The 17624-nt window shown below is 72.1% G+C and carries 15 protein-coding genes; 14 read left to right on the forward strand and 1 reads right to left on the reverse strand.

Annotated features, from left to right (window positions below; all coding sequences use genetic code 11):
* Positions 1-56: 56 nt before the first annotated feature.
* The 7 genes from ssd to PV963_RS25295 all read left to right on the forward strand — a co-directional run bounded on the left by ssd (position 57) and on the right by PV963_RS25295 (position 5106).
* On the forward strand, positions 57-1169 hold the full coding sequence (gene ssd / locus PV963_RS25265; protein ID WP_274818025.1) for a septum site-determining protein Ssd: 1113 nt from the start codon (positions 57-59) through the stop codon (positions 1167-1169).
* Positions 1166-2392: a TadA family conjugal transfer-associated ATPase gene (locus PV963_RS25270; RefSeq protein WP_274818026.1), complete on the forward strand. Its 1227-nt coding sequence runs from the start codon at positions 1166-1168 to the stop codon at positions 2390-2392. The genes ssd and PV963_RS25270 overlap by 4 nt, the downstream gene beginning before the upstream one ends.
* Positions 2376-3248: a type II secretion system F family protein gene (locus PV963_RS25275; RefSeq protein ID WP_274818027.1), complete on the forward strand. Its 873-nt coding sequence runs from the start codon at positions 2376-2378 to the stop codon at positions 3246-3248. Before PV963_RS25270 ends, PV963_RS25275 begins: the two co-directional genes overlap by 17 nt.
* Positions 3245-4033 (forward strand): type II secretion system F family protein, encoded by a 789-nt coding sequence (locus tag PV963_RS25280; RefSeq protein ID WP_274818028.1) that lies wholly within the window; start codon positions 3245-3247, stop codon positions 4031-4033. The genes PV963_RS25275 and PV963_RS25280 overlap by 4 nt, the downstream gene beginning before the upstream one ends.
* 74 nt (positions 4034-4107) lie before the next feature.
* Positions 4108-4317: a DUF4244 domain-containing protein gene (locus PV963_RS25285; protein WP_274818029.1), complete on the forward strand. Its 210-nt coding sequence runs from the start codon at positions 4108-4110 to the stop codon at positions 4315-4317.
* The gene (locus PV963_RS25290; RefSeq protein WP_020272729.1) at positions 4304-4669 is read left to right on the forward strand and encodes a TadE family type IV pilus minor pilin; all 366 of its coding nucleotides are present in this window, start codon (positions 4304-4306) and stop codon (positions 4667-4669) included. Before PV963_RS25285 ends, PV963_RS25290 begins: the two co-directional genes overlap by 14 nt.
* Positions 4666-5106 (forward strand): Rv3654c family TadE-like protein, encoded by a 441-nt coding sequence (locus tag PV963_RS25295; protein WP_425540937.1) that lies wholly within the window; start codon positions 4666-4668, stop codon positions 5104-5106. The genes PV963_RS25290 and PV963_RS25295 overlap by 4 nt, the downstream gene beginning before the upstream one ends.
* Before the next feature lie 141 nt (positions 5107-5247).
* Here the strand turns inward: PV963_RS25295 and PV963_RS25300 are convergent, their stop codons facing one another.
* Positions 5248-7764 carry a DEAD/DEAH box helicase gene (locus tag PV963_RS25300; RefSeq protein ID WP_274818030.1) on the reverse strand — a complete coding sequence of 839 codons (2517 nt, stop codon included), beginning with the start codon at positions 7762-7764 and terminating at the stop codon, positions 5248-5250.
* Between the two features lie 79 nt (positions 7765-7843).
* Between PV963_RS25300 and bldG the strand changes: the two genes are divergently transcribed.
* The 7 genes from bldG (at position 7844) to topA (ending at position 17535) form a co-directional block, all read left to right on the forward strand.
* Positions 7844-8185 (forward strand): anti-sigma factor antagonist BldG, encoded by a 342-nt coding sequence (bldG, locus tag PV963_RS25305; protein WP_003991900.1) that lies wholly within the window; start codon positions 7844-7846, stop codon positions 8183-8185.
* Positions 8186-8320: 135 nt separating this feature from the next.
* Complete coding sequence (locus PV963_RS25310) at positions 8321-8758, forward strand: ATP-binding protein (protein WP_274818031.1); 438 nt, start codon at positions 8321-8323, stop codon at positions 8756-8758.
* A gap of 275 nt (positions 8759-9033) precedes the next feature.
* On the forward strand, positions 9034-11439 hold the full coding sequence (locus PV963_RS25315) for a sodium-translocating pyrophosphatase (protein WP_274818032.1): 2406 nt from the start codon (positions 9034-9036) through the stop codon (positions 11437-11439).
* A 194-nt stretch (positions 11440-11633) separates the two neighbouring features.
* Entirely contained in the window at positions 11634-12215 is a 582-nt protein-coding gene (locus PV963_RS25320; protein WP_274818033.1) for a small secreted protein, read from the forward strand.
* A 235-nt stretch (positions 12216-12450) separates the two neighbouring features.
* Positions 12451-13980 (forward strand): class I SAM-dependent methyltransferase, encoded by a 1530-nt coding sequence (locus PV963_RS25325; RefSeq protein WP_274818034.1) that lies wholly within the window; start codon positions 12451-12453, stop codon positions 13978-13980.
* 279 nt (positions 13981-14259) lie between these two features.
* Positions 14260-14457 carry a hypothetical protein gene (locus PV963_RS25330; protein ID WP_274818035.1) on the forward strand — a complete coding sequence of 66 codons (198 nt, stop codon included), beginning with the start codon at positions 14260-14262 and terminating at the stop codon, positions 14455-14457.
* Between the two features lie 246 nt (positions 14458-14703).
* A complete protein-coding gene (topA, locus tag PV963_RS25335) occupies positions 14704-17535 on the forward strand; it encodes a type I DNA topoisomerase (protein ID WP_274818036.1) in 2832 nt (943 codons plus the stop codon).
* Positions 17536-17624: the final 89 nt, after the last annotated feature.

Consider the following 17624-nt stretch of genomic DNA (forward strand, 5'->3'; position numbering starts at 1 on the left):
CCACGATTGGGAATCGCGGGGCCGCAGGGGCCGTGCGAGTCAAGCAGCGAAGGGGGATGGAGACCGTGGCCGGAGCCGTCACACACGATCCGCCGCCGGCCGCCGGAGGGCGGCAGGGCGGACCGCTGATCCTCACCGAGGACACCGAACTCCTCGACGACCTGCTGCGCCTGTGCGCGGCGGCCGGCGCCACACCCGAGGTGCACCACGGGGTGCCCGACCGCAGAGGCAGCTGGGAGTCCGCGCCGCTCGTCCTCGTGGGCGACGACGCCGCGCGGCGGGTGCGCGGGGCCGCGCGCAGAAGGGGAGTCGTCCTCGTCGGCCGGGATCAGGACGACTCCGGGGTGTGGCGGAGGGCCGTCGAGATCGGCGCCGAGCACGTCCTGATGCTGCCCGACGGCGAGCAGTGGCTCGTCGACCGCATCGCCGACGTGGCCGAGGGTGTCGGCCGGCCCGCCCTCACCGTGGGCGTCATCGGCGGCCGCGGCGGGGCCGGAGCGTCCACGCTCGCCTGCGCGCTCGCCGTCACCTCCGCGCGCGAGGGACTGCGCACACTCCTCGTGGACGCCGATCCGCTGGGTGGCGGACTCGACGTACTCCTCGGCGGTGAGACGGCCGACGGGCTGCGCTGGCCCGCGTTCGCCTCCTCGCGCGGGCGGGTCGGCGGGGGTGCTCTGGAGGAGTCGCTGCCCGAGCTGCACTCGCTGCGGGTGCTCAGCTGGGACCGCGGCGACCGGATCGCCGTCCCGCCCCAGGCGGTGCGCGCGGTGCTCGCCGCGGCCCGGCGCCGGGGCGGCACGGTCGTGGTCGACCTGCCGCGCCGCATCGACGACGGCGTCGCCGAGGTCCTCACCCAGCTCGATGTCGGCGTGCTGGTCGTGCCTGCCGAGCTGCGTGCCGTCGCGGCCGCAGGACGGGTGGCGTCCGCCGTCGGCATGGTCCTGCGAGATCTGCGGGTGGCGGTCCGCCGGCCGTACCCGCCGGGGCTCGACGACCGGGAGGTGGCCCGGCTGCTCGGACTGCCCCTGGCCGGCGAGGTACCGGTCGAGCCGGAACTGCTGCGCCCGGACGAGGGCACGGCGCCACCGGGCGCCGCACCGCGCGGACCGCTCGCCCGGTTCTGCAAGGAGTTCTGGGAGCGGGCGCTCGTCGAGGTGGGTGCCGCGTGAGCACCCTGGCCGGACTCGAGGGCGCGGAACTGCTCGACGGAGTGCGGCGGTGGCTGGCCGAGAGCGGGGCCGAGCCGACCCCCGCGCGCGTGGCGCAGGCCTTGCGGGAGCAGGGCCGGGTGCTCGGGGACGCCGAAGTCCTCGGGGCCGCCGCGCAGTTGCGGTCCGAGCTGGTCGGCAGCGGGCCGCTGGAGCCGCTGCTCGCCGACCCGTCGGTGACCGACGTGCTGGTGTCGGCTCCGGACCGGGTCTGGGTGGACCGGGGCGGCGGACTGGAGCTCACCTCGGTGCGCTTCGCGGACGCGGCCGCGGTGCGACGGCTCGCCCAGCGCCTCGCCGCCGTGGCCGGGCGCCGGCTGGACGACGCCCGGCCCTGGGCCGACGCCCGGCTGCCCGACGGGACCCGGCTGCACGCGGTGCTGCCGCCGGTCGCGGTGGGCTGCGCCTGCCTGTCGCTGCGCGTCGTACGGCCGCGTGCCTTCACGCTCGGCGAACTGGTCGCGGCGGGCACGGTGCCGCCGGGCGGGGACCGCGTGCTGCGCGCCCTGCTCGACGCACGGCTGTCCTTCCTCGTCAGCGGCGGCACGGGCAGCGGCAAGACGACGCTGCTGAGCGCCCTTCTGGGACTGGTGGGGCCGGACGAGCGGATCGTCCTCGCCGAGGACTCGGCGGAACTGCGGCCGGACCATCCGCACGTCGTGCGGCTGGAGACCAGACCCGCCAACCAGGAGGGCGCGGGCCTCGTCACCCTGGAGGACCTGGTCCGCCAGGCGCTGCGGATGCGGCCCGACCGGCTGGTCGTGGGCGAGGTGCGCGGGCCCGAAGTGGTGCATCTGCTGGCCGCGTTGAACACCGGCCACGAGGGCGGCTGCGGAACCGTGCACGCCAATGCCGCCGCCGACGTGCCGGCCCGGCTGGAGGCGCTCGGTACGGCCGCCGGGCTCGACCGGGCCGCGCTGCACAGCCAGGTGGCGGCCGCCCTCTCCGTGGTGCTGCACCTCGTACGCGACCGGACCGGGCGGCGGCGGATCGCGGAGGTCCATGTGCTGGAGCGGGACCCCTCGGGGCTGGTGCGGACAGTACCGGCGCTGCGGTGGGGAGCGGAGGCCTTCGTGCGGGAGCGGGGGTGGGAGCGGCTGCGAGGGCTGCTTCGGGGTGAGGGAAGCGAGGGCGGGCCGGGTGCGGCCGCGGTGGAGGGGGCGAGTCATGACGGGGGCGGCTGAGATGTCCATGGGCGTGGCCGTGGCGTTCATGGGGGCGGCGGTCTGGCTGCTGGGTGAGCGTCATACGACGGCACGGCGGGCGCGGTTGCTGCTCGCGGGCGGCGGAACCGTCGGGAGCGGTCCGCCGGGGTGGCGGCGGATGGCCGGTGGGCTGCCGCGGGTCCGCGGGCGGCTGCGGGCCGAGTGGTGGGCGCCGGTGGCCGGGCTGGTGCTGGCGGTGCTCGGGGCGTCGGTGCTGCCGGTCGTCCTGGGAGCGGCCGGCGTGCCGCTGCTGCGACGCGTCCGGCTGGCCGGCCAGGTGCGGCGGGACCGGGAGCGGCGGGCCGACGCGGTGATCGCGTTGTGCGGGGCGCTCGCCGGGGAGGTGCGGGCCGGACGCCAGCCGGGAGAGGCGCTGCTGCGGGCCGCGCGGGACTGCGGCGGACTCGCGGACGCACAGGCGACGGTGCTGGCGGCGGCACGGTTCGGCGGCGACGTGCCGGTCGCGCTCGCGACCGCCGCCAGACAGCCGGGCGCCGAGGGGCTGCGGGGACTCGCGGCGTGCTGGCGGGTGGCCGTGGACCAGGGCGCGGGGCTCGCGGCCGGACTCGACCGGCTCGCCGCCGCACTGCGCGCCGAACGGGACCAACGGTCAGATCTGCGTGCCCAGTTGGCGGGCGCCCGGGCCACGGCGGTGCTGCTCGCCGGGCTGCCGGCCCTGGGGCTCCTCATCGGCACCGCCCTCGGCGCCGACCCCCTCCACGTCCTGCTGCACACCACGGCGGGCCTGGGCTGTCTGGTGGCGGGCGGTGTGCTGGAGGGCCTGGGGCTGTGGTGGGTGCTGCGGATCGTGCGGGGCGCGGAGGCGGCGGCATGAGCGGGGAAGTTGTCCACAGGCTGGGGGTGACGGTGGGGATGGTGCTGGCCCTCTGGTGGTCGGTGCGCCGGCTGAAGGAGGCGCGGCACCGCCGGATGATACGACGCCGACTGGCCGAGTTGTCGCCCCGTGAAGCGACCGCTGTGGCGCCGCGCCGCGCCCCGAGCCGGGCCGCGCGGAGATGGCTGGCCCCCGTGGGCGTGGCGTGCGCCGGGTGGGCGCTGATCGGCGGCCCGGTCGGTGTCGCCGTCGGACTGGCCGGCGCGGTCGGGACCTGGCGGTGGCGGCTGCGGCAGGAGGCGGCCGGTACGGACCCTCGGGCATCCGACCTCGCCGAGGCGGCGCGGCAACTGCCTCTGGCCGCCGACCTGCTGGCGGCCTGCATCGCAGCGGGTGCCGGCCCGGTGATCGCCGCGCAGGCGGTGGGAGAGGCCCTGGGCGGCCCGGTGGGCGACGCCCTCGCCCAGGGTGCGGCGGAGGTACGGCTGGGCGGTGAACCGGGCGCCGCCTGGCGGAGGTTGGCCGCCCTACCGGGCGCCGGAGGCCTGGCCCGGCTGCTCGAGCGGGCCGATGTGTCCGGCCTGCCCGCCGCCACGCCGGTCGCACGGCTCGCCGCCGAGGCCCGCGCCGACTGGGGCCGCGCCGCGACGGCCAGGGCACGCCGAGCGGGCGTCATGGTCAGCGCGCCGGTCGGGCTGTGCTTCCTGCCCGCGTTCATCGCGGTCGGCGTGCTGCCCGTGGTGATCGGGCTCGCGGGCGGGGTGCTCGGAGGGGGTGGTGGCTGAGGCGGAAACCCGGATCGGCGGAACAAGTCAGCGATGACCAACAGAAGTTCGGACTCTTTCCCACGGGGGTTGAGATGTATCAGGCGGTACGGGCACGGCTGCGTGCCCTGGTGTGCGGAGTGCGTGCGGCGCGGAGGGACGCGGGGATGGTCACCTCCGAGTACGCGATGGGAATCGTCGCGGCGGTGGCGTTCGCGGTGGTGCTCTACAAGGTCATCACGAGCGGCGCGGTCAGCGCGGAGCTCCAGAACATCGTGAAGGAAGCCCTCAATGCGCGGATGTGAGCGGGGCGCGGACCGGGGGTTCGTCACGGCGGAGTCGGCCGTGGTGCTGCCCGTGCTGGTGATGTTCGCGATGGCGCTGGTGTGGGGGCTGCTGGTCGTGGCCGCCCAGATCCAGTGCGTGGACGCGGCACGGACGGGCGCCCGCGCGGCGGCCCGCCAGGACCCGCCCGACGCGGTCGTGCGACTGACCCGCGAGGCGGCACCGCCCGGCGCGAAGGTGACCGTCGACCGGGGCGCGGAACACGTCCGGGTGGTCGTCGTGGCCGAGCCGCCGGTGCTGCGCGGTCTGTCCTTCGCGGTACGGGAGGAGGCCGTGGCGTCGGTGGAGGAGACGGTGGGGGTGGGCACGTGAGACGGGTGGAGGAGGTGCGAGGCCGGGGCCCGAGGCACCGGGACAGGGAGCGCCGGCGGAGGAGAGGTGCCGCCTCGGACCAGGGGTCCGCCACCGTCTGGAGTGTCGGGGCGATCGCCGTCCTGTTCGTGGTGTTCGGCGTCGTCCTCGCGTTGGGTCAGGCCGTCGTGATCCGGCACCGGGCAGCGGGCGGTGCCGATCTCGCGGCGCTCGCGGCGGCGGACCACTGGGCCGAGGGCGGCTCGGCGGCCTGCGCCAGGGCCGGCCGGGTGGCCCGGGCGCAGGGCGTCCGGCTCGTGCGGTGCGAGGTCGTCGGGGAGATCTCGGACGTGACGGCGGCGTCGGGCCGGGGGCCGTTCACGGCGGAGGTCAGGGCGCGGGCGGGGCCTCCGGTGGCTCCCTTGGGTCTCCGGTCGGCGGGGGCAGGGCCCGGGTAGGGGCTGGGGCGTTCATCCCGGACCTCCCGGTGGCTTCCCTGGTCTCCCGCCGGTGGGGATCGTCAGGGAGTGGGCGGGTGCTCGGGCGTCCCTCCTTGGCCTCCCGGCGGCCTCCCTTGGGCCTCCCGGCGGCGGGGATCGTCAGGGCGCGAGTGGGTGCTCGGACGCCTCTCCTGGGCCTCCCGGCGGCTGCTCCTCGGTCTCCTTCTCCTCGGGAGCCCCCTCCAGCAGCACCGTGAGCAGTCGCACCGCCCCCCTCTTGTGCAGCGGGTCGTTGCCGTTGCCGCACTTGGGGGACTGGATGCAGGACGGGCAGCCGGCGTCGCACTCGCAGGAGGCGATGGCCTGGCGGGTGGCGGTCAGCCAGGTGCGGGCGGTGTGGAAGGCGCGCTCCGCGAAACCCGCGCCGCCGGGATGGCCGTCGTAGACGAAGACCGTGGGCAGGAGCGTGTCGGGATGGAGCGGGATCGACACGCCGCCGATGTCCCAGCGGTCGCAGGTCGCGAAGAGGGGCAGCAGGCCGATCGACGCGTGTTCGGCGGCGTGCAGGGAGCCGCCGAGGATCTCCGGGTTGATCCGGGCGCGGTCGAGCTGGTCCTCGATGACGGTCCACCACACGGCCCGGGTGCGCAGCGTACGAGGAGGGAGGTCGAGTTTCGTCTCGCCCAGCACCTCACCGGTCATGAGCCGTCTGCGGAGGAAGGAGACGACCTGGTTGGTGACCTCGACGGAGCCGTAGCACAGGCGGCCGTCGCCCCAGGGGATCTCGACGTCCGTCTCCAGCACGGAGATCGACGTCGTGTCGCGGGCGACCGTGGAGTAGGACGGGGCGGCCTCCTCGACGAGGGCGACGGAGTCCTCCAGGTCCAGCGACCGCACCAGGTACGTGCGGCCCTGGTGGAGGTGGACCGCCCCCTCGTGGACGGTCGAGTGCGCGGCGCCCGCGTCGACCGTGCCGAGCAGCCGGCCCGTGCCGGTCTCGACGACCTGGATCGGGCGCCCGCCCTCACCGCGGATGTCGGTCAGGTCGGCGGCCCGTTCGCGGCGGGTCCAGTGCCAGGCCTTGGTGCGGCGGCGCAGCAACTTGGCGGCCTCGAGCTGGGGGAGGAGGTCCTCGCAGGCCGGGCCGAACAGGTCGAGGTCCTCCTCCGTCAGAGGCAGTTCCTCGGCGGCCGCACACAGGTGCGGGGCCAGCACGTAGGGGTTGTCCGGGTCGAGGACCGTCGACTCGACGGGCTGGTCGAACAGGGCCTCCGGGTGGTGGACGAGGAAGGTGTCCAGCGGGTCGTCACGCGCGACCAGGACGGCCAGCGCCCCCTGCCCGGACCGTCCGGCCCGGCCCGCCTGCTGCCACAGGGAGGCGCGTGTGCCCGGGTAGCCGGCGATGACGACCGCGTCCAGGCCGGAGATGTCGATGCCGAGTTCGAGGGCGTTCGTCGCGGCGAGGCCCAGCAGTTCACCCGAATGGAGGGCGCGTTCGAGTGCGCGGCGCTCCTCGGGGAGATAGCCGCCCCGGTACGCCGCGACACGCCGGGCCAGCGACCGGTCGACCTCGGCCAGTCGTTCCTGGGAGATGACGGAGATCAGTTCGGCGCCGCGCCGGGACCGTACGAAGGCGACCGAGCGCACGCCCTGCACGGTGAGGTCGGTGAGCAGGTCGGCGGCCTCGGCGGTGGCCGTGCGGCGGACGGGGGCGCCCTTCTCGCCGTGCAGTTCGGTCAGCGGCGGTTCCCAGAGGGCGAACACCAGTTCACCGCGTGGGGAGGCGTCGTCGGCGACCTCGAGCACCGGCAGGCCGGTGAGGCGGCCGGCGGCCACCGCGGGCTCGGCGGCGGTCGCGGAGGCCAGCAGGAACACGGGTGAGGCGCCGTAGCGGGCGCACAGGCGGCGCAGGCGGCGCAGCACCTGGGCGACGTGCGAGCCGAAGACGCCGCGGTAGGTGTGGCACTCGTCGACGACGACGTACTTCAGCGACTTCAGGAAGGAGGACCAGCGGGGGTGGGACGGCAGGATGCCGCGGTGCAGCATGTCCGGGTTGGTCAGGACGTAGTTGGCGTACTGGCGGATCCACTCGCGCTCCTCGAACGGAGTGTCGCCGTCGTACACGGCCGTGCGTACCGAATGGCCCAACGGATGTGAAAGTTCCTTCACGGAGCGGCACTGATCCGCCGCAAGGGCCTTGGTGGGGGCCAGGTAGAGGGCCGTCGCGCCGCGGCCGTTCGGGGCCTCGGCGCCGTCCAGGAGGGTGGACAGGACCGGCACGAGGTAGGCCAGGGACTTGCCGGAGGCGGTGCCGGTGGCGACGACGACCGATTCGCCGTCCAGCGCGTGCTCCGCCGCGCGCGCCTGGTGGGCCCAGGGATGCTCGATGCCCGCGGCCTGCACGGCCGCCACGACCTCCGCGCGGATCCGGTCCGGCCAGACGGCATGCCGACCCTCGCGCGGGGGCAAGTGCTCCGTATGAGTAATGCGCGAAGCCCTGCTCGGACCGGACGCGAGCCGGTCCAGGACCGCGCCCGGCGCGGGTCGGGAGGCGGGGTCCGTCGGGGTTCGATCGGATCGGTGATTCTTGGCCATCGGCACCGAGTGTGTCACTGGCGTGATGGACAATGGAGCCAAGGCGTCGTGCACGCCTGCCCGTAAGTGATTGAATGCCATCGCGGCTGGCGAACCGTCCAAGGGACGAAGCCGAGGTGCCCCAAGGGCGACCGCTCGATAGCAAGGTGCTGGAGGATCCGTGGACCTGTCCCTGTCGACCGAGACCATGGGCGATCGCACGATCGTCAGGGTCGGTGGCGAAATCGACGTATATACCGCGCCCAAGCTGCGCGAGCAGTTGGTCGAGCTGGTGAACGACGGCAGTTTCCACCTTGTCGTCGACATGGAGGGCGTGGACTTCCTCGACTCCACCGGACTCGGCGTGCTGGTCGGCGGCCTGAAGCGTGTGCGGGCCCATGAGGGCTCCCTGCGCCTGGTCTGCAACCAGGAGCGCATTCTGAAGATCTTCCGTATCACCGGCCTCACCAAGGTGTTCCCGATTCACACCTCGGTCGAGGAGGCGGTGGCGGCGACCGACTGATCACCGGACCCGGGCCCCGTGCCCGGGCCGGCCCAAGTTGCGGCAAGAGTTCGGCAGAAGTGAAGACCGAGGGGGCCCGGGCTTTCGGCGGCCCGGCGCCTCTCGACAGCACGCCCGTAGTTGCGAGGGGGATGCATGGCCACCGTTGAGCTCCGCTTCAGCGCGCTGCCCGAGCACGTCAGGACCGCCCGGCTGGTGGCGGCCGCGGTGGCGCGCAGGGCCGGAGTGGACGAGGCCGTCCTCGACGAGGTCAGGCTCGCCGTCGGCGAGGCCTGCACGCGGGCCGTCGGACTGCACCAGACCGGCGGGATCTCGGCACCGGTGAAGGTGCTGCTGATCGAGGAGGAGAAGCAGTTCTCCATCGAGGTCGGCGACGAGGCCCCGCACGCGGTCCCCGGCGAGCGTACGCCCGGCGCCGGACCCGGCGACCCCGACGGTGAGGCCGACGAGGACGAGATGGGTCTCGCGGTCATCAGCGGGCTCGTCGACGACGTCGAGGTCAGCGCGGGGGAGCACGGCGGGTCGATCAAGATGACCTGGCCGACCACTCCGCCGCCGACCATCCTGGCCTGACAAGCCACCGCGCACACCGTTCTTGACGAAGGGCCCCACACTCGTGGGGCCCTTCGTCATGTGCGGGTGGCAGTGCTCGCCTTTACAGTGGTTCCTGTGCCGTTCATCGCGTGAATTCGTTCACGATCATTCGCATGCTCCCGGGCAGTCCGAGAATGCTTTCAGGGCATTACCTCAGAAGGCCAATTCCGCTTATCGTGCTCTGTTTTGATCAGGTTCCGGTACCTACAATCCCGTCCACATCTTGAGCTCAGCCCAAGCGTCAAGGAGGACGAATGGCGGGGCTTTTCAACTCACCACAGTCGGGCCATCCCACAGACCTCGCAGCCGCCGTACTGACCGATGGCAACCGCGTTCTCGTCGTGGTCATCGCCGTCGTCGCGCTGGCGGCGCTCGTGGTCGCGGGCGTCCTGGTACGCCAGGTACTCGCGGCCGGCGAGGGCACCGACAGCATGAAGAAGATCGCGGTGGCGATCCAGGAAGGCGCGAACGCCTATCTGGCACGCCAGCTGCGCACGCTCGGCGTATTCGCCGTGGTCGTGTTCTTCCTGCTCATGCTGCTGCCCGCGGACGACTGGAATCAGCGTGCCGGTCGGTCGGTGTTCTTCCTGATCGGAGCGGCGTTCTCGGCGGCCACCGGCTATATCGGTATGTGGCTCGCCGTGCGCAGCAATGTGCGTGTCGCCGCGGCGGCGCGTGAAGCGACACCGGCGGCAGGAGAGCCGGAAAAAGATCTCACCACCGTCTCGCACAAAGCGATGAAGATCGCATTTCGCACGGGTGGCGTCGTCGGCATGTTCACGGTGGGCCTCGGCCTGCTGGGCGCCTCCTGCGTGGTGCTGGTGTACGCGGCCGACGCGCCGAAGGTGCTCGAGGGCTTCGGCCTCGGGGCCGCGCTGATCGCGATGTTCATGCGTGTCGGCGGCGGCATCTTCACCAAGGCCGCCGACGTCGGCGCCGACCTGGTCGGCAAGGTCGAACAGGGCATTCCGGAGGACGATCCGCGCAATGCCGCGACCATCGCCGACAACGTGGGCGACAACGTCGGCGACTGCGCGGGCATGGCTGCCGACCTCTTCGAGTCGTACGCCGTGACCCTCGTCGCCGCGCTGATCCTCGGCTCGGCGGCCTTCGGCGACGCCGGGCTCGGCTTCCCGCTGCTGGTGCCGGCGATCGGTGTGATCACCGCCATGATCGGCATCTTCGCGGTGGCGCCGAGGCGCGCCGACCGCAGCGGCATGAGCGCCATCAACCGCGGGTTCTTCATCTCCGCGGTGATCTCGCTCGTGCTGGTGGCCGTGGCCGTCTTCGTCTACCTGCCCGGGAAGTACTCGGACCTCGACGGCGTGACGGACGCGGCGATCACCGGCAAGGACGGCGACCCGCGGATCCTCGCGCTCGTCGCGGTGGCCATCGGCATCGTGCTCGCCGCGCTGATCCAGCAACTGACCGGCTACTTCACCGAGACCACCCGGCGTCCCGTCCGGGACATCGGCAAGACCTCGCTCACCGGCCCGGCCACCGTCGTCCTCGCCGGTATCTCCGTCGGTCTCGAATCCGCCGTCTACACCGCCCTGTTGATCGGCCTCGGTGTCTACGGGGCGTTCCTGCTCGGCGGTACGTCGATCACGCTGGCGCTGTTCGCGGTGGCGCTGGCCGGCACCGGCCTGCTCACCACGGTCGGTGTGATCGTCGCGATGGACACCTTCGGACCCGTCTCCGACAACGCGCAGGGCATCGCGGAGATGTCCGGCGACGTCGAGGGCGCGGGCGCGCAGGTGCTCACCGACCTGGACGCGGTCGGCAACACCACCAAGGCGATCACCAAGGGCATCGCGATCGCCACGGCCGTGCTCGCGGCGGCGGCGCTGTTCGGTTCGTACCGCGACGCGATCATCACCGGCGCGCGGGACGTGGGCGAGCAGTTGTCCGGGGCCGGCGCGCCGATGAGCCTGATGATGGACATCTCGCAGCCCAACAACCTCGTGGGTCTCGTCGCGGGCGCGGCGGTCGTCTTCCTCTTCTCGGGGCTGGCGATCAACGCCGTGTCGCGATCGGCGGGTTCCGTGGTCTTCGAGGTGCGGCGGCAGTTCCGCGAGAAGCCCGGGATCATGGACTACAGCGAGAAACCGGAGTACGGAAAGGTCGTCGACATCTGCACCAGGGACGCCCTGCGCGAGCTCGCCACACCCGGTCTGCTCGCCGTGCTGGCGCCCGTCTTCATCGGGTTCACGCTCGGTGTCGGGCCGCTGGGCGCGTTCCTGGCGGGCGCGATCGGCGCGGGCACGCTGATGGCGGTGTTCCTGGCCAACTCCGGTGGCGCCTGGGACAACGCCAAGAAGCTCGTCGAGGACGGCCACCACGGAGGCAAGGGGAGCGAGGCCCACGCGGCGACCGTGATCGGCGACACCGTCGGCGACCCCTTCAAGGACACCGCCGGACCGGCGATCAACCCGCTGCTGAAGGTCATGAACCTGGTGTCGCTGCTCATCGCGCCCGCGGTGATCAAGTTCTCGTACGGCCCGGACCAGAGCATCGGAGTACGGATCCTGATCGCGGCCCTCGCGTTCGTCGTCATCGTCGGCGCGGTGTACGTGTCAAAGCGGCGCGGCATCGCCGTAGGTGACGAAGACAACGCCGAACGGGAGCCCAAGTCGGCAGACCCGGCGGTCGTTTCGTAGGGAGGTCGTCCAAGCCCCAGCTCAAGGTGCGGGCGGGCGGCGCGCGTTGACGCGTCGCCCGCCCGCTCTGTGCGTGGACACCACCACGCCGTGAGGCTTCTCTCGCTTGGTGCAAAAGGTTACAAAAAGGTCTTAATAGTCACTCGGCGTGCGGTTGCCGTGCATCTGGCGTGTATGTTCCGGGGCCGAGAGCCATGGAAGGGACCAAACCGGTGAACAAGAAGCTCGCGGCCGCACTGTCCGGCGGTGCGGTACTGGTACTGGCGCTGTCGGGATGCGGCGGCGACGACAACGAGAAGCTGGACTCCTGGGCCAAGCAGGTCTGCGACGCCGTACAGCCGCAGGCCAAGAAGATCGAGTCGGCCAATGCCTCGATCCAGAAGGAAACCTCGGACAACAGCAAGCCGGAGGACGTCCAGAAGACCGACGCAAAGGCCTTCCAGGACATGTCCGACGCCTACAAGGCCATCGGGGCCGCGGTGACCAAGGCCGGGGCGCCGGACGTCGAGAACGGCGAGAAAAAGCAGCAGAACGCCGTCAAGGAGCTCAACACGATCTCCTCCTCGTACGCCTCCCTGAAGAAGCAGGTCGACGCGCTCGACACCAAGGACCAGGGCAAGTTCGCGGACGGTCTCAAGGACATCGCCACCGAGCTCGACAAGCTGGGCAAGAGCGGGAACGACGCGCTCCGGACCCTGGAGGAGGGCGAGGTCGGACAGGCGATGGCCCGGCAGACCAGCTGCAAGGCGGCCACGGCGCCGGCGACCCAGAGCTGAGCGAGGAGCGTTTTCGGGGCCGGCGGGACTGCTGAGCCGGCAGTGACTGCCGGGCCGGTCCGGTGAGCCGCGCCCGATACGACTGCCGGGCCGGTCCGGTGAGCCGCGCCCGATACGACTGCCGGGCCGGTCCGGTGAGCCGCGCCCGATACGACTGCCGGGCCGGTCCGCTGAGCCGCGCCCGATACCCGGCACGGGCGCGTGCGATACCGGTGCCGGCGGCCACAATGGGGGCGTGAGTAACGCCAGCCAGTCACACCTGCCCCCGCTGCCCTCCTCCGACCGCCCCGATGTCGCCGCCCGGCTCCGGGACGCCCTGCTCGGAGCCTCCTTCACCGCCGACGGGCTGCTCGAACTGCTCGGCGCCCCCGCGTACGCGGCCCTGGCCCGGAGCGAGACCGTGCCCGCGCTCCGTGCGACCCGCGGGGACACGCCGCTGGAGTTGCTCGTCAGGCTGTTCCTCCTTCAGCAGCCCGTGCCGCACGCGCGCGTGGCGGACGTCCTGCCCGTCGACGCGTGCCTGGAGAGCGGCTGGCTGACGCGCGTCGGCGGCGACGAGCTCGCCGCCACCGTGGACGTACGGCCGTACGGCGGGCCCGGCGGCGAGGACTGGTTCATCGTGTCGGACCTGGGCTGCGCGGTCGGTGGCGCCGGCGGGATCGGCCGGCGTGACGAGGGAGTCGTCCTGGGAGTCGGCGGCGCCTCCACGACACTCGCCGGCATCACGGTCCGTACGCCCGTCGCTTCCGCGCTCGACCTCGGCACCGGCTCCGGCATCCAGGCGCTGCACGCCGTGCAGCACGCCACGCGCGTGACGGCCACCGACCTCAATCCGCGCGCGCTGCACATCACCGCCCTCACGCTGGCGCTGTCCGGCACCCCGGCCGCCGATCTGCGCGAGGGCTCCCTCTTCGAACCCGTGCGGGACGACGAGAAGTACGACCTGATCGTCTCGAACCCGCCGTTCGTGATCTCTCCCGGCGCCCGGCTCACCTACCGTGACGGCGGGATGGGCGGGGACGATCTGTGCCGCACGCTCGTTCAGGAGGCAGGGGAGCGGCTGAGCGAGGGCGGGTTCGCGCAGTTCCTCGCCAACTGGCAGCACGTGGAAGGGGAGGACTGGCAGGAGCGGCTCAGGTCATGGGTGCCTCGGGGCTGTGACGCGTGGATCGTGCAGCGCGAGGTGCAGGACGTCAACCAGTACGCCGAGCTGTGGCTGCGGGACGCGGGCGACCACCGCGAGGACGTGGCGGAGTACCAGGCGCGGTACGACGCCTGGCTCGACGAGTTCGAGGCGCGCAAGGTGAAGGCCGTCGGCTTCGGCTGGCTCACCCTGCGCAGGTCGGGCGCCGCCGTGCCCTCCGTCACGGTGGAGGAGTGGCCGCATCCGGTCGAGCAGCCGCTCGGGGACACCATCCGGGCCCACTTCGACCGGCTCGACTACCTGCGCGACCACGACGACGCCGCGCTGCTCGAAGAACACTTCCGGCTCGGCGCCGAGGTCGTGCAGGAACAGGTCGGGCTGCCCGGCGCGGAAGACCCCGAGCATGTCGTGCTGCGCCAGAACCGCGGCATGCGCCGGGCCACCCGCGTGGACACGGTCGGCGCGGGCTTCGCGGGCGTGTGCGACGGCACGATGAGCGCCGGCCGCATCCTCGACGCCATCGCCCAGCTGATCGGCGAGGACCCGGTGCTGCTGCGCGACCGCACTCCGGCGCAGATCCGGCTGCTCGTCGAGCAGGGGTTCCTGGAGCCGGTCCGCTGAGGGACTCGGCAGGGGTGCCTGCCGAGTGGATGCCCCACCTGCCACTCCTCATACCCCGGGCCCCATGTCCACCCTCGCGGGCTTCGTCGAGGAAGCTCGCCAATAAATTTCGAGTCGATTTGAACACCTCGTCCAAAACGGTCCGTGAGGGGCCGGACGTCCCCGATCCGCGGCCGTGTCGCCCCGGCGTTCACCTCCGGTTCGCCTGCCCGCCGCCCACGCGTGTCAGCCTCCGGTGGCTGGGCGGACGCGGACGGGAGAAAAGGGGCGCGGCGAGCCATGGAGAGCGAACCGGCGATCTTCGCGGGAGCGGTGTTCTCCCTGTTCGGAGGCGGACTGCTGGCGTGGACCGTGACACGCGTGCGCCAGCACCAGCCCGTCGCCCAGGGCGTGAGCCCCGTCGCGTCGGCGGCCCTCGCGAGCGTGGTCGCGGTGCTCGCCCTGGCGGTCGGAACCTGGTGCTTCACCCGCCTCTGAAGCCCGTGTCGGCGACGCGCCTGGGGGTAACTGAGAGGTTGCCCTCCGCATAGGTCCGGGCTTGCTCCAGGTACTCCGGGCGGCAGGAATGGTGGTAGTCGGGTTACCGTTCGAGTGGCCGTTGCGGGCTTTTCCCGTTTGACACGGGGGCGGGATGTACCGTCACACTCCGCAGCGTCACCACGACCCGACCCCGGGAGACGAACCCTGGGGAGGCCCCAGCGTCGACCGGAGAGAAGAGCGAAGTTGTCCCCGACCAGCGAGACCGCACAGGGCGGCCGCCGACTCGTCATCGTCGAGTCGCCTGCCAAGGCGAAGACGATCAAGGGCTACCTGGGCCCCGGCTACGTAGTCGAGGCGAGCGTCGGGCACATCCGCGACCTTCCCAACGGCGCTGCCGAGGTGCCCGAGAAATACACCGGCGAGGTCCGCCGACTCGGTGTGGACGTCGAACACGACTTCCAGCCGATCTATGTGGTCAACGCCGATAAGAAGGCACAGGTCAAGAAGCTCAAGGACCTGCTGAAGGACTCCGACGAGCTCTTCCTCGCCACCGATGAGGACCGCGAGGGCGAGGCCATCGCCTGGCACCTCCAGGAGGTGCTCAAGCCCAAGGTCCCGGTCAAGCGGATGGTCTTCCACGAGATCACCAAGGCCGCGATCCAGGCCGCCGTGGCCAACCCGCGCCAGCTCAACCAGAAGCTCGTCGACGCCCAGGAGACCCGCCGCATCCTCGACCGCCTCTACGGCTACGAGGTCTCGCCGGTCCTGTGGAAGAAGGTCATGCCGCGGCTGTCCGCGGGCCGTGTCCAGTCGGTCGCCACCCGGCTCGTCGTGGAGCGGGAACGCGAGCGCATCGCCTTTCGTTCGGCTGAGTACTGGGACCTGACGGGCACCTTCGCGACCGGTCGCGCGGGAGACCAGTCGGACCCGTCGTCGCTGGTCGCGCGCCTGCAGACCGTCGACGGCAGGCGGGTCGCGCAGGGCCGCGACTTCGACTCCCTGGGACAACTGAAGAGCGCGAACACCCTCCACCTCGACGAGGCGAACGCCCGCGCCCTGGCCGCCGCCCTGGAGAACACGAGCTTCGCGGTCCGGTCCGTCGAGTCCAAGCCGTACCGCCGCTCGCCGTACGCCCCGTTCCGTACGACGACGCTGCAGCAGGAGGCCAGCCGCAAGCTCGGCTTCGGCGCGAAGGCGACGATGCAGATCGCGCAGAAGCTGTACGAGAACGGCTACATCACCTACATGCGTACGGACTCCACGACCCTGAGCGACACGGCGGTCGCCGCCGCCCGCGCCCAGGTCACGCAGCTGTACGGCGCCGACTATCTGCCGCCGCAGCCGAGGACGTACGCCGGGAAGGTCAAGAACGCGCAGGAGGCCCACGAGGCGATCCGGCCCTCGGGTGATCGTTTCCGCACTCCCGCCGAGACCGGACTGACCGGCGACCAGTTCAAGCTGTACGAGCTGATCTGGAAGCGGACCGTTGCCTCCCAGATGAAGGACGCGACCGGCAACAGCGTCACGGTGAAGATCGGCGGCACGGCGGCCGACGGCCGGGACGTCGAGTTCAGCGCGTCCGGCAAGACGATCACCTTCCACGGCTTCCTCAAGGCGTACGTCGAAGGCGCCGACGACCCGAACGCCGAGCTCGACGACCGCGAGCGCCGCCTGCCCCAGGTCTCCGAGGGCGACGCCCTGAGCGCCGAGGAGATCACGGTCGACGGCCACGCCACGAAGCCCCCGGCCCGCTACACCGAGGCCTCCCTGGTCAAGGAGCTGGAAGAGCGCGAGATCGGCCGCCCGTCGACGTACGCGTCGATCATCGGCACGATCCTGGACCGCGGCTATGTGTTCAAGAAGGGCACGGCCCTGGTGCCGTCCTTCCTGTCCTTCGCCGTGGTCAATCTCCTGGAGAAGCACTTCGGGCGGCTCGTCGACTACGGCTTCACCGCCAAGATGGAGGACGACCTCGACCGCATCGCCCGCGGCGAGGCACAGGCCGTGCCGTGGCTCAGGCGCTTCTACTTCGGCGAGGGCGCGACCAACGGCAGCGCAGCCGACGCCGGCAACGGCGACGGGGACCACCTCGGCGGCCTCAAGGAGCTGGTGACCGACCTGGGCGCGATCGACGCGCGCGAGGTGTCGTCGTTCCCCGTGGGCAACGACATCGTGCTGCGGGTCGGCCGCTACGGGCCGTACATCGAGCGCGGCGAGAAGGACACCGAGCAGCACCAGCGCGCCGACATCCCGGACGACCTGGCGCCGGACGAGCTGACCGTCGACCTCGCGGAGGAACTGCTCGCCAAGCCGAGCGGCGACTACGAGCTGGGCACGGACCCGGCCACCGGCCACACGATCGTCGCCAAGGACGGCCGCTACGGCCCGTACGTGACGGAGATCCTCCCCGAGGGCACCCCGAAGACGGGCAAGAACGCGGTCAAGCCGCGCACGGCGTCCCTGTTCAAGTCGATGTCCCTGGACACGGTGACCCTCGACGACGCCCTGAAGCTCATGTCGCTGCCGCGTGTCGTCGGCACCGACGCAGAGGGCCAGGAGATCACCGCGCAGAACGGCCGCTACGGTCCGTACCTGAAGAAGGGCACGGACTCGCGCTCGCTCCAGTCCGAGGAGCAGCTCTTCACGATCACGCTGGAGGAGGCGCTGGCGATCTACGCCCAGCCGAAGCAGCGTGGCCGGGCGGCCGCCAAGCCGCCGCTGAAGGAGCTGGGCACCGACCCGGTGAGCGAGAAGCCGGTCGTCGTCAAGGACGGCCGCTTCGGGCCGTACGTCACCGACGGGGAGACCAACGCGACCCTGCGCTCCGGCGACAGCGTCGAGACGATCACCCCGGAGCGCGGCTTCGAGCTGCTCGCCGAGAAGCGCGCGAAGGCGCCGGCGAAGAAGACCGCGAAGAAGGCGGCCAAGAAGGCCCCGGCGAAGAAGACGACGGCGGCGAAGAAGACCGCGGCGAAGAAGACCACGACCGCGAAGAAGACGACGGCGAAGAAGACCACCACCGCGAAGAAGACGGCCGCCAAGACGGCGACCGCCTCGGAGCCGGCGGAGGACTGAGGCCCGTTCAGGGCACGTTGGACCCGTTCGGGATCCGCGCGGGAATCGCTCGGGGGCCGTCCGGGATCCGTCCGGTATCCGTCCGGGAC

The sequence above is a fragment of the Streptomyces coeruleorubidus genome (assembly GCF_028885415.1).
Classification (GTDB): Bacteria; Actinomycetota; Actinomycetes; order Streptomycetales; family Streptomycetaceae; genus Streptomyces; species Streptomyces coeruleorubidus_A.

Coding starts and splice junctions, on each gene's coding strand:
- ssd (WP_274818025.1), top strand. CDS start 57: ATGGAGACCGTGGCCGGAGCCGTCACACACGATCCGCCGCCGGCCGCC.
- PV963_RS25275 (WP_274818027.1), top strand. CDS start 2,376: ATGACGGGGGCGGCTGAGATGTCCATGGGCGTGGCCGTGGCGTTCATG.
- PV963_RS25290 (WP_020272729.1), top strand. CDS start 4,304: ATGCGCGGATGTGAGCGGGGCGCGGACCGGGGGTTCGTCACGGCGGAG.
- PV963_RS25315 (WP_274818032.1), top strand. CDS start 9,034: ATGGCGGGGCTTTTCAACTCACCACAGTCGGGCCATCCCACAGACCTC.
- PV963_RS25320 (WP_274818033.1), top strand. CDS start 11,634: ATGGAAGGGACCAAACCGGTGAACAAGAAGCTCGCGGCCGCACTGTCC.
- PV963_RS25280 (WP_274818028.1), top strand. CDS start 3,245: ATGAGCGGGGAAGTTGTCCACAGGCTGGGGGTGACGGTGGGGATGGTG.
- PV963_RS25285 (WP_274818029.1), top strand. CDS start 4,108: ATGTATCAGGCGGTACGGGCACGGCTGCGTGCCCTGGTGTGCGGAGTG.
- PV963_RS25310 (WP_274818031.1), top strand. CDS start 8,321: ATGGCCACCGTTGAGCTCCGCTTCAGCGCGCTGCCCGAGCACGTCAGG.
- PV963_RS25330 (WP_274818035.1), top strand. CDS start 14,260: ATGGAGAGCGAACCGGCGATCTTCGCGGGAGCGGTGTTCTCCCTGTTC.
- PV963_RS25300 (WP_274818030.1), bottom strand. CDS start 7,764: ATGGCATTCAATCACTTACGGGCAGGCGTGCACGACGCCTTGGCTCCA.